General features: G+C 38.4%; 11 protein-coding genes. 4 read left to right on the forward strand and 7 right to left on the reverse strand.

Annotated elements, in window-relative coordinates; translation table 11 throughout:
- Window positions 1-198 precede the first annotated feature (198 nt).
- From LY11_RS20955 to LY11_RS20970, 3 genes are all read right to left on the reverse strand, one after another.
- Entirely contained in the window at window positions 199-717 is a 519-nt protein-coding gene (locus LY11_RS20955) for a hypothetical protein (RefSeq protein WP_170132741.1), read from the reverse strand.
- A 186-nt stretch (window positions 718-903) separates the two neighbouring features.
- A complete protein-coding gene (locus LY11_RS20960; protein ID WP_111634425.1) occupies window positions 904-1,560 on the reverse strand; it encodes a DUF6266 family protein in 657 nt (218 codons plus the stop codon).
- A gap of 605 nt (window positions 1,561-2,165) precedes the next feature.
- Window positions 2,166-2,627 (reverse strand): type I restriction enzyme HsdR N-terminal domain-containing protein, encoded by a 462-nt coding sequence (locus LY11_RS20970; protein WP_111635592.1) that lies wholly within the window; start codon window positions 2,625-2,627, stop codon window positions 2,166-2,168.
- A gap of 54 nt (window positions 2,628-2,681) precedes the next feature.
- On the opposite strand from LY11_RS20970, the gene holA reads away from it, so the two are divergent.
- Together holA and LY11_RS20980 are read left to right on the forward strand one after the other, a co-directional pair.
- Entirely contained in the window at window positions 2,682-3,707 is a 1,026-nt protein-coding gene (holA, locus tag LY11_RS20975; protein WP_111635593.1) for a DNA polymerase III subunit delta, read from the forward strand.
- Between the two features lie 297 nt (window positions 3,708-4,004).
- Window positions 4,005-4,409: an EVE domain-containing protein gene (locus tag LY11_RS20980; RefSeq protein ID WP_068402848.1), complete on the forward strand. Its 405-nt coding sequence runs from the start codon at window positions 4,005-4,007 to the stop codon at window positions 4,407-4,409.
- Here LY11_RS20980 and LY11_RS20985 read toward each other — a convergent pair.
- Window positions 4,406-5,596, reverse strand: coding sequence for a cation:proton antiporter (locus LY11_RS20985; RefSeq protein WP_111635594.1), 1,191 nt, complete (start codon window positions 5,594-5,596; stop codon window positions 4,406-4,408). The genes LY11_RS20980 and LY11_RS20985 overlap by 4 nt on opposite strands.
- A gap of 26 nt (window positions 5,597-5,622) precedes the next feature.
- Window positions 5,623-6,144, reverse strand: a complete 522-nt coding sequence (locus tag LY11_RS20990; RefSeq protein WP_111635595.1) for an acyl-CoA thioesterase — start codon at window positions 6,142-6,144, stop codon at window positions 5,623-5,625.
- A gap of 76 nt (window positions 6,145-6,220) precedes the next feature.
- Here LY11_RS20990 and amyA point away from each other — a divergent pair, with 76 nt between their 5' ends.
- Window positions 6,221-7,711, forward strand: coding sequence for an alpha-amylase (amyA, locus tag LY11_RS20995; RefSeq protein WP_111635596.1), 1,491 nt, complete (start codon window positions 6,221-6,223; stop codon window positions 7,709-7,711).
- A 9-nt stretch (window positions 7,712-7,720) separates the two neighbouring features.
- Here the strand turns inward: amyA and LY11_RS21000 are convergent, their stop codons facing one another.
- Both LY11_RS21000 and LY11_RS21005 read right to left on the reverse strand, forming a co-directional pair.
- Complete coding sequence (locus tag LY11_RS21000) at window positions 7,721-8,989, reverse strand: type IX secretion system plug protein (protein WP_111635597.1); 1,269 nt, start codon at window positions 8,987-8,989, stop codon at window positions 7,721-7,723.
- 6 nt (window positions 8,990-8,995) lie between these two features.
- A complete protein-coding gene (locus LY11_RS21005; protein ID WP_111635598.1) occupies window positions 8,996-10,906 on the reverse strand; it encodes an ABC-F family ATP-binding cassette domain-containing protein in 1,911 nt (636 codons plus the stop codon).
- A gap of 157 nt (window positions 10,907-11,063) precedes the next feature.
- On the opposite strand from LY11_RS21005, the gene LY11_RS21010 reads away from it, so the two are divergent.
- Window positions 11,064-12,095 carry a quinone-dependent dihydroorotate dehydrogenase gene (locus LY11_RS21010; RefSeq protein ID WP_111635599.1) on the forward strand — a complete coding sequence of 344 codons (1,032 nt, stop codon included), beginning with the start codon at window positions 11,064-11,066 and terminating at the stop codon, window positions 12,093-12,095.
- Window positions 12,096-12,110: the final 15 nt, after the last annotated feature.

A 12,110-nucleotide genomic window follows, 5' to 3' on the forward strand; every position in this document is an offset into this window, starting at 1 on the left:
TTTTAAAGTGTTTTATTTATGTATAGATGTCTTTATGTATAGGTGTCTATATGTGTTTTTGTGCTTGCGCTTCTTTATTTTTGAGTGTGTTTAAATCTATGTTTTTGTATATCTAAGTTCTTAGACATATATGTTTTTAGATATATAGATTTCAATGTGTCTTGGTATCTATGTGTAAATACATATAGGTTTCAATTATCACCAGATAAATGCTTTTGTGTTTTTCAGTTTTATTAGAAATAGCTTGTTATCTTTTTTCAGGAATCTGATTAACTTATGGAAGTTCAGCAGCTTTGTATTGACTTTGATTTCTATTTGGGAGTCATTGATGTTGTCTGATACTATTAATAAATCATAGCATTTTCGGAATAAGGAGGAGTAGCCAAGTGTGCGCTCGTCAAATGGGTTATAGAATCCTCTGGCATAATCTATATACTTAAATTTGGTAAGGTTGATTAATACATTTTTGTCCCATGGGAAGAAGTAAGTTATTCTCATTTCGTTTTTGGCTGTTATTTCAATTTTAGAACTGTGTCTGCAAAAGAAAGTATAGAATAACAGCATGGCTACGGGTAAATTAATTAGTAAGGCCAAAATGCTGAGTTGATAGAAGACAAAAATTCCTGACGATACAATAGGAAATGATAGGAATAGATATAAACTCAGTGGGAAGCCAGACTTGTAAATTATAGGTGCTTTAGCAGGCGATTTTGGCATAGTCCGGATATTTGGGTTTATGTCGCACATCTTTATTATATCGCATAGGTTATTATAGCTGAACCAATCTATTATAGAAGCTAACTTAATACTTAATCAACAGGGATAGCTGTAAAAACATAGCTATGCTAATACTACTGCTATATAAGATAGATTACTAAAAGATTTTTACAGTTTAATTTGTACTTAGTTTAAAAAGCTACCGCAATAAACACTTTTGGAAACCTCATCACTCATGACATCTTTAAAGACTATAAATACCTCATAAGTCCTGCCCCTGGTCCTGACAGGACTGGAATCGAGGCATAAAGTATCTTTTAATTCGTCTCTCCGTGCCCCGCTATAATTGGCAAAGAAATGCTGGTATTCCTGGTTATATAACAGGATCATAGTTCTGTCATTTGGAGAAGCCAAACCTGTTTTATCTTCATCCCAGGTGAAATTAAACGTGTTATTTGCGACTTTAACCACTACATTTTCCGGTTTAACCAGTTCTCCGTCTGCAACCAGTATAGTATCCCAGTTAATCTGTTGCTCAGGAAACTCCCCTTTAATGGCATGCTTCATATTCACAGACTTAGCAGCATTGTTTGCAGACATATCCTGACCTTTAACTTTTTGTTTGAAACCTACCTGAAGAAAAGGGGTAATCTCATTTAAAAATGAGCTCACTACCTTCAATTTATTGGATTGAGCTTGCTGCTTCACACTTCTGACAGCCTTTTTATGAGGTTTTTTGGGTTTAGAACGCGCGCATACTTTACTCTTCCATGGATAAATTACAATGTTCCCGATTTTTCCTCTGATACCTGCCAATACTGTGCCTTCTAGTAAAATTGCCATAACTATATCTGGTTTAGTATTACCAAGTTAGTTAAAGTATTGAGTAATACTATTATAATTAAATTTTAATTATAAAATAATTTATAAATGTTACACTTTTTATTCGGTAACAATTGAGTGAAATTTGAAGAGGATATGAAAGGCCTTTGAATGATGTCTGAACAAGGTAGGTTAACTACATTGATAGTCAGAGTGTTGTAATAGGCTTAATTCCTTTATTCTATGAAGTAATAGCTGTTTCTGCCGTAATTGAAAGCCCTTACTGAGCCGGTATTTTACATATTCACTAAATTCAAATGATTCAGTGAGTAATTAATAACCAATACTTAATTATTTTTTTTGAGCTGTAATTAAATTTTACATTTAACTCAAAGAATAAGCTATGTAAAGTTGTTCTATCCAGGAAAGGATAAGCTCTTATAATGATGGAGAAACCAGCTGAAGGAGTTTTAAAAAGTAAAAAGGGTTTGATCAGGAATAAAAAAAACATGTTCTATGTTTCGAGGCCTTCAAGCACCCTTCAGGGCTTGGCCGACTTGAAACATAGAACATGTTTTTTTTATATTAAAGAATAAATTAAATATTGAAGAATAAATAAAACCACCTTACAACAAAGAGTAATCAGGAAGTTCCTCGATAAATAGAAACTGAGAAGCAACATGATCAATCTGCGCATAACAATGCTTCAACCCATTCGTCACTACAAGCCATTTAGCCTTATGTACAGAATTATATCTTGCAGCCTGATCAAACACCCCCTGAGAAATTTTAATCGACGGAGCCTTGCACTCTATGACCATAATCCTTTCTCCACTCGTATTAAAAATAACAATATCAGTTCTTTTCTGAAGCTGATTCAGATTCAGTCCCCCTTCAATTTGTATCAAAGACCTCGGGAATTTTTTATACGTTATCAAATAATGAATAAAATGCTGCCTTACCCACTCCTCAGGAGTTAAAACCAGGTGTTTCTTCCGCACTTCATCAAAAATAAAGTACTGCTCTTCCTTCTTTGTTATCCGGAAAGGATGCTGCGGTAAATTCAATGCTGTAGGTGTAAATGCCATTTGTGCAAAAATAACCTTTAAAAATTAGTAATTAGCCGTTACATTTGGATAATTATGACTGCTGCTGATATTATCAAAGACCTCAAAGCTAAAAAATTCAAGCCTGTTTATCTTTTGCATGGTGAAGAACCCTACTATATCGACCAGATTATTCATTATATGGAAGATCATATATTGAATGATATGGAGAAAGGTTTCAACCAGACTGTATTATATGGTAAAGATACAGATATGGCCACGATTTTAAATGCAGCAAAACGCTATCCGATGATGTCAGACTATCAATTGATAGTAGTGAAAGAAGCGCAAGACCTGAAATGGTCTAAAGAAACAGAAGGAAGCAGTAAAGAAGCCGGGTTTATTCAGAACTATTTTGAGAACCCGCTGGATAGTACCATCCTCGTGCTGGGTTATAAATATGCGAATTTTGATAAACGTAAAAAGATATTCAAATCAATTACTAAAAGCGGTGTGGTCTTTCAGTCAGACCCGGTAAGAGACTACAAACTTGCCCAATGGATTGAAGAACTCGTTAAAGGTATGGGCGCAAAAATTGCACCGCAGGCCTCAGCACTGATGGCAGAATATCTGGGGGCTGATTTATCTAAAATATCAAATGAGCTGGAAAAACTATTGCTGAATATCAGTAAAGAAACTATCATTGATACAGACCTGGTACAGCGCAACATCGGCATCAGTAAAGAATATAATGTTTTTGAATTGCAGAAAGCACTGGCCTCGCGTAATGTGCTGAAATGTAATCAGATTATTAATTACTTTGCTGATAATCCAAAAGCCAACCCGATGGTGATGGTCATGGCAAATCTGAACAGCTATTTCTCGAAAATCCTGAAATATCATTATCTGCAGAACAAAGGTGATGCAGCGAAAGAACTTGGCGTAAATCCATACTTTGTAAAAGATTATGAAACTGCAGCGAGAAATTATAACCTCAATAAAACATTTGATATTATCAGTCTGCTCCGGGAATATGATTTGAAAAGTAAAGGGGTTGACAGTACAGGGAATATAACTGATGGGGAATTACTGAAAGAATTGCTATTTAAGATGATCCATTAATCCATGAAAGCTAACCGCTAATCCAGGGAAATTAATTGATCAGTATCGAACCTCACTGGAAACTGAAATAGCAAAGCTATTTTCCCTATAAAAACCAGGGGCCTGTTTGAATTGATTTCCTGAAGTTAAACAAGTAAGTATCCCCTGCAATCAGGCCTGCTTTTGATTTTGTATTATTTATTTAACCACATATCCTTTCTCTTTTATTAGTTTTGAATACGAATATACAAGCGCAGGAAAACCGGCCATTTGAATGGAGGGGTATTTTCCTGTCAGCGCTAATAAAGCAGATACAAAATGAATTATTTCTTAGTCAAATCAGAACCTTTTAAATATAGCTGGGAACAGTTTAACAAAGACGGAAGAACCTTTTGGGACGGTGTACGTAACTATCAGGCGCGCAATAATCTCAAATTGATGAAAGAAGGGGATCTTGTCCTTTTTTATCATAGCAATGAAGGTAAACATGTGGTCGGGATTGCCAAAGTAGTGAGAGAGTTTTATCAGGACCCGACTACCGATGATGCAAATTGGGTAGTGGTAGATCTTGTTCCCGTAGAAACGCTGAAAAATCCGGTTACTTTAGAGCAGGTTAAAGCTGAAGAAAGTCTTAAGGATATTTCCCTGGTCAGACAAGGCCGTTTATCTGTGATGGAACTTAAGGCTACCGAATTTGACAAGATATTAGAAATGGGCAGCTAAGCAGGGATTTCCGCTTTCACCATTTTTTTGCTTGCCAAAAGGCCGATGCTCATCACCAGACTTGAACCCAATACCACCAGGAACAAGAAAGAAGTACCAATCTCCGGCAGTCTCAATGACGGAGGTAAATTGTAATATAATAAAATACTGATCAGTCCGCGGGGAGCAATGACGCTCTCCGTACCGCTGTTCTCTTTCCTGAATAGTTTTAAGTAGATGATCCTGATCAGGTAAATAGTCATCAGAATGAATACGCCGTTCATCAGGGTAATCCCATTGTTCAGCTCATAGATATTCATGGTGAAGCCAAAGATCACAAAGAAAAAAGTACGGATAATAAAGGCCGTTTCAGCCGATAACTGATGCAGTTGTTCCAGATCCTTTGAGAGGTTTTTGTAAATAAACATACTTCTGAAATAGAAATGCTCAATCGCGTCGGCATTGTTTAAGAATAATCCGAAGGAAAGTACCAGTACCAATGACGATAAATGATAAGACTGGCCTACTGCATATACCAGGATCAGGATGGAAATGATCAGGAAGAACTTGATATGATGAGAGATCTTCCCCATCAGATACAGCAGTAAGATGCAGGAAATGATGGATAATACGATAATTAATAAGGTGCTTAAGCCCAGCCCTGTGAAAGAAGAAATAGAAATATGCGGGTTGGTCACCGCAAAATTGAATAATATAATGCCCAGAATATCTGAGAATGAAGACTCATAAATAATGAATTCCTTGCTTTTACCTGTTAGCGCAGCGGCGGAAGGAATTGCAATCGCTGAACTGATGACACTAAAAGGGATGGCATTCGTGAAACAGCGATAAAAGTCTTGCCCGGTGATCTGATAAATGATAAACGTGATTGCGGAAACAGTTGCAGCCAGAATAAAAAAAGCGGAGAGAAAAGCCCCTCTGATCAGCTTATTCTTTTCCCGCTCATACTTTAATTCCAGTGCGCCCTCAAAAACAATCAAAATCAGCCCCACTGTACCCAGCGTCGGTAATACCTTTAAGAAATCGAAAGTCTGGATGTGCAGCTGATCTACCAAAACATGTAAACCTATCCCCAGTAAAAGGAGCAGTAACACTGAAGGTAATTTTGTTTTGCTGGCTACTAAATCAAAGAGATAAGAAAATATGACCAGTCCGCTCAGAATAATCAAGGTAGTGTACGTGGTCATATTATTCGTTTAAAAAAGGCTTCCTGTTACTCGTTGAAGAATAAAGCCTTTAGTTCAATGGCATCATTTGCTTTCATTTTGCCGGCTAAGATCAAACGTAATTGTCTTCTTCTTAATGCACCTGCATATAATTCAATCTCATCTTCCGTTTCAGGTAACAATTCAGGAACAGGAATTGTTCGGCCACTCTGGTCAACTGCTACGAAAGTATAATAAGCCTCATTTGATTTAACACGGGTTCCTGAAGGAATGTTTTCTGCCCATACATCCATACGTACTTCTACAGAAGTATGAAAAGCACGGGTTACTTTCGCCTCAATGGTAATCACATCACCTAATTTAATAGGCTGTTTGAACGATACATTGTCTACTGAAGCAGTAACAACAATCCGGTTACAGTGTTTTTGTGCTGAAATTGCTGCCGCAATATCCATCCAGTGCAGTAACCTGCCACCCATTAAATTGTTTAGCGTATTGGTATCATTGGGTAGGACCAATTCATTCATAATCGTGAATGAATTTTTAGGATTTTTTACTATTGTGCTCATATTACTGCAAAAGTAAACAAAATGTGAGACTTCATGTTATCCTATTGTTTCCACCCAATTAATAAGCTGTTTATATATGAGTAACCAAACACTGATCCAGTACTTTCACTGGTACTATGACGAAGAACAAAAATTATGGCAAAAAGCTACAGAACAAGCGCCTGCACTAAAAGAAATCGGAATTACCGGAGTCTGGTTTCCGCCATCCTATAAATCTACAGAAGGTGCAGATTCTGTTGGCTATGATTGCTATGATTTGTTCGACTTAGGTGAATTTGATCAGAAAAACAGCGTGCCCACCAAGTATGGGACGAAAGATGAGTATCTGCAAGCTGTTAAGGCGTTGCAAGAACAGGAGCTTATGGTACTTGCAGATGTTGTTTTTAACCATAAAGCAGGTGCCGATGAACTGGAAAAGATACCTGTACGCAGAGTCGCTGAAGATAACAGAGAAGAATATACTTCAGATGTCTTTGAAATTGAAGCCTGGACAAAGTTCACTTTCCCGGGTAGAAAAGGAAAATATTCGGAATTTATCTGGGATAAAAGCTGTTTCAGCGGGATAGACTGGGCTGAAGATTTGCAGGAAACCTCAATATTCTCTATACAAAATGAATACGGAGAAGGCTGGGAAGATGTGCCTTCAGATGAATTGGGTAACTATGATTACCTGATGTTCAATGATATTGAATTCAGGAATAAGGCTGTTCGTGAAGAGTTGAAGCGTTGGGGAGAATGGTATTATGAAACCACAGGGGTAGATGGGTTCCGTTTAGATGCGGTCAAACATATAGCAACAGATTATCTGAAGGAGTGGCTTGACCACATGAATGCGAAGTTTGATAAACAGTTTTTTATTATTGCTGAAAACTGGGTGGTGGATGATGTGATGAAATTGAGGAGTTATATTGACCTGACTGAAGGTAGAATGCAGCTGTTTGATTCGATGTTACATCTAAACTTTCACACCGCTGCTGATGCAGGTGATACTTATGATCTGAGTAAAATATTTGAAAATACACTGGTAGAATCTCATCCGCAACTGTCCATTACATTTGTAGATAATCATGATTCACAGCCTTTACAGGATCTGGAAACTTATGTTGATTTCTGGTTCCGCCCGTTGGCTTATGCTTTGATCCTGTTAAGAGAGCAGGGAATACCTTGTGTCTTTTATACGGATTTATACGGCGCGAAATATAATGACCACGATGATGAAGGGAATGAGGCAGAAGTTGAACTGGTTGCACTCGAAAGCCTTCCTTTAATGACCAAACTGCGCAGAGATCTGGCCTATGGTTTTCAACGTGATTACCTGGATCATCCGAACTGTATCGGCTGGACCAGAGAGGGAGTACCGGAACTTGAAAATTCAGGTATTGCTGTAGTTTTAAGCAATGGAGAGCAGGGTACTAAAACGATGGAAATGGGAATGGGACATGCTGGCAAAACATTTATCGATGTATTGGGCTATAGAAAAGAAGAAGTGACGATCGATGAAAATGGCTGGGCAGAATTCTTTTGTGAAGCCGGAAGCGTTTCTGTCTGGATTACAAAAGGAATTTAGACGAGTATATTATTTTTTCTGCAGATTATTAAACAGGCTGTATCCGATGAGTTCATCCCATCTGCTGCCTGGTCTGCGGAAATATACGTAAGCCTGGTAATTGTTTTCTGTTTCAAAGAAAGAGCCTTCCAGAACAGTATTGTCTACATTTCCTGTGGTATTGTCTTTCCATACATACTGATAATCGTATAATCCCTGTTTTAAATAGAGACTGCCATAATATTTCTTTTTAGCAGCAACATAACTCAGTTTGTTTTCGTCGGTAAGCGTGAAATTATTAAATCTGCCGACTACATAAATATCGCCATCCTTACCCGGAGCAGCCGTATTTAAGCTGAACTGAATGTGTCCGTAATCGCTATCCGTATCATTGTCTATATTATCCTGATTACGGATAAAGAATGCGCCGTCCTCATCAATCTGCTGGGTGTATTTCGGAGCAGTACCATTCAGATCTGTGAATAACACTACGTTATTGGTGCTGTCCATAAAAAGATCCTGTACATTTTCACCTTTGTAACGCACGCTGCGGAAATCAAATTTTCTGAATTCATTACTGCCCATGAAATTGTTTCCGTCCAGGTCATTGTAAATCAGGGAACCCGGTTTAATATAAGTAGGTTTAGTATTCAGCTTTGCCGTCAGCGGATTGCCGTTCTGCATCAGCACCAGTTTAATATCCTGATAGGGGTTCTGGATTGGATTGGTATGAAGAATGGTAATATTCACTTTCTGGTGACTGAACCTTAAAGCGACATCATTACTCGGGATAAGCTCATACTGGATATTAACCTGCTGGTCAGTAATATAAAAGCGCTGTGACAAAACTGGTCTGTTCACATCACCATTTTCATAAACCTTTAACAGGTAATTGCCCGAAATTTTGGGCTTGATCTGATCATTTGGGAAAGTAAGAGAATAATGAGTGAACTTTTGAAGTGTTTTAGAAGAATAAGCATAGTCAATGATGCGATCTTCATTCATTCCGTCCAGGTAATCCAGTACAGATAAATTAGAAGACTTCCAGTCATAAGTACAATGCTCAACCGTATACCAGTAGTTTTTGCTTCCGCCTCTCAGATCATCAAAAGAAAAGCTCAGCTTCTCTGAAGTTCCCAAAGCGATCACCGGGATAGATTGCTCTTTTTGTGTGTTGTAAAGCTGTACAGTTTTAATTTGCGAAGAATAAACGTGGTTATCATAAGTAAATTTCTGCTGCGCCTGCAAAGTTTGCAGACTGAACAAACATAAAAAGAGCAATATTCCGGTTCTGATCATTTTTTATTATTCTAATTCCATGATTTCTGCTGCAAGATTTTCCCATTTACTCTGAGCAGTGTCTAACAACTGTTTTGCACTCTGATATTTTTTATTGGCTTCAGCAAGTTTGGCCTGATCTGCGTAAACTGCTTCATCAGCAAGTTCAGTTTCAATAGCCTTTACCTTATTTTCTAACTCTACAGTTTCCAGTTCGACTTTCTGTAACTGATCATTTAGTTTTTTCAATTGCTGCTGGCTGCTTACTGTAACAGGTTTCGGCTCCGCTTTAGGCTTCACTTCTTTCTCCTGTTTTACAGGGATGCTTTTGGCAACAGGAATTTCTCTTTTGCTGTTCCAAACTTCATACTCTGCATAAGTTCCAGGGTATTGTTTGATTTGCTCTTCTTCGATAAACCAGATTTTGTTGGCTACGTTGTCTAAGAAGTACCTATCGTGGGATACTGCAATGAATGTTCCTTCGAACTGTTTCAAAGCCTGGATCAGGATATTTACCGATTGGATGTCCAGGTGATTCGTTGGCTCATCCAGGATCAGGAAGTTGGAATCTGTTGTTAATGACTTCGCCAGTGCAACCCTTGATTTTTCTCCTCCGGAAAGGACTTTAATTTTCTTAAACACATCGTCCCCTGTGAAAAGGAAACAACCCAGAATAGAACGAAGTTCAGTATCTGTATGTTTAGGGGCGAAAGCCTGTAACTCTTCCAGTATCGTATTACCCAGGTGTAAAGACTCCAGCTGATGCTGTGCAAAGAAAGTAGTCGTTACATTATGTCCTGTTTCACAGGATCCTTCGAAAGCTTCCACACCAGCAACCATTCTCAATAAGGTAGACTTACCCTTACCGTTGGCACCAATTAAAGCAATTTTATCTCCTTTTTCAATGACAGCTTCTGCATTTTCCAGGATGTCAATGTTAGGGTATCTCTTGGTTGCGTTCTCAATGCGGATTACGTGACGGCCAGAAGGCTTGGTAAATTTAAAGCTGAAGTTTACGGTTGGGTTGTCATCATCCACATCGTCTACACGCTCCATTTTATCCAGTGCTTTCATACGGGACTGCGCCATTTTAGCTTTACTCGCTTTAGCTCTGAAACGTTCAATCAGTTTTTCTTCCTGTTTTATTTTAGCCTGCTGATTCTTGAATTCTCCTTTTTGGATCTCTCCGCGTAAAGATTTCTCTTCCAGATAGTAGGTATAGTTACCAGCATAGGTCGTTAACTTTCCTTTGCGGGATTCCACTGTACGGTTTACAATTTTATCCAGGAAGTACCTATCGTGAGATACAATTACAATCGCACCTTCAAATCCTGCTAAATAAGTCTCTAACCATTTGATGGAAGGTAAATCCATGTGGTTGGTTGGCTCATCCAGTAATAGAATGTCGGGAGTCTGTAAAAGGATCTTCGCAAGCATTACGCGCATTCTCCATCCACCGGAGAAAGTATTCAGCGGACGATGCTGATCGGCCGTACTGAATCCTAAACCTGCAAGGATCTCGTTTGCTTTATATTCAATGTTATACCCATCCAATGCCTCAAACTCCTGCTGCTTATCGCTCAGTTTGTTTAATACATCTTCAGAATAATCAGTTTCTATCTTTTTTAAAAGTTCTTCAATCTCATCATGTATCTGGTTCTGGCGTTCAAAGGCCTCCATCGCAACATGTAAAATGGTATGGTGAGATTCATACGAAAGTAAATCCTGGTTCAAATAGCCTATTTTTAAATCTTTAGACATTGAAATTGACCCGGATGAGGGTGCGTATTCTCCTACAATTATTTTTAAGAGTGTAGATTTTCCCGTTCCATTGGCACCAATAAGGCCAATTCTTTCTCCCGGTTTGATGTGCCAGTTCGCCTCGTCGTATAAAGCCCGGGAACCTATAAGGAATGTTAAGTCGTTTATCGAAATCATGTTGGGTGCAAAAATACAATTTTTAGGCGCATATTGTTTGAACACAGTGCATATAGCAGTGGATTTCTACGTTTTTATTACAAGTTCATGCGATTTTTGTCCCAAAAGATGAATACAGCAATTGTAATCCTATAAAAACGTTCCTATCTTCGCACTCATGTATCGTTTAATCAAGCCTTTATTTTTCAAATTTGACCCGGAGAAAGTTCATTATTTCGTAGTCCAGCGACTCAAATGGTTTCATGAACACTTCCCTTTAGGTAAAACTATCATCAGAAGCAGTTTTGATATCCATATCAAAGGACTGGAACGTGAAGTTTTTGGTATCAAATTCAGAAATCCCGTAGGCCTTGCCGCAGGTTTTGATAAAAACGGAGAATATGTAGAAGCATTGAGTGATCTTGGCTTCGGATTTATCGAAGTAGGAACGGTAACACCTTTGCCTCAGCCGGGAAATGATCAGCCCAGGATGTTCAGATTGACTGAAGATGAGGCGATCATCAACAGGATGGGCTTCAATAATAAAGGAGTAGATACCCTGGCAGAACGTTTAAGGGTATTGAAGCTGAAAGATAAGAGTATTGTGATTGGCGGGAATATCGGTAAAAATAAAAACACGCCGAATGAAGATGCTGTTTCTGACTATGTAAAATGTTTCGACCGCTTATTCGATGTGGTAGATTATTTTGTAGTCAACGTGAGTTCTCCAAATACACCGGGCTTAAGAGCTTTGCAGGAAAAAGGGCCGCTTACTTTATTGCTTAAAACTTTACAGGAACGTAATCATAAAGATGGAATATCCAGGCCGATCTTATTAAAGATTGCACCTGATCTGACCAATGAGCAACTGGATGATATTGTAGAGATCGTGATGGAGGCTGGTATTGCTGGTGTCATTGCGACCAATACTACTATTGACCGTTCAGGCTTAACTACAGCAGCAGAAATAGCGAATGAAGCAGGCGGGCTAAGCGGTAAACCTTTAACGGCACGTTCAACAGAAGTGATCAGGTATTTATCCCAGAAATCAAATAAAGCATTTCCTATTATAGGAGTAGGAGGGATTCATTCTCCGCAGGATGCTAAAGATAAAATTGAAGCGGGTGCTTCACTGGTACAATTGTATACAGGTTTCATTTATGAAGGCCCGGGTATTGTGAAAAGAATCTGTAAGGCATTGGTTGAATAACCAATGCTTTTAAAA

The organism is Pedobacter cryoconitis (genome assembly GCF_003259615.1).
GTDB classification, from domain to species: Bacteria; Bacteroidota; Bacteroidia; order Sphingobacteriales; family Sphingobacteriaceae; genus Pedobacter; species Pedobacter cryoconitis.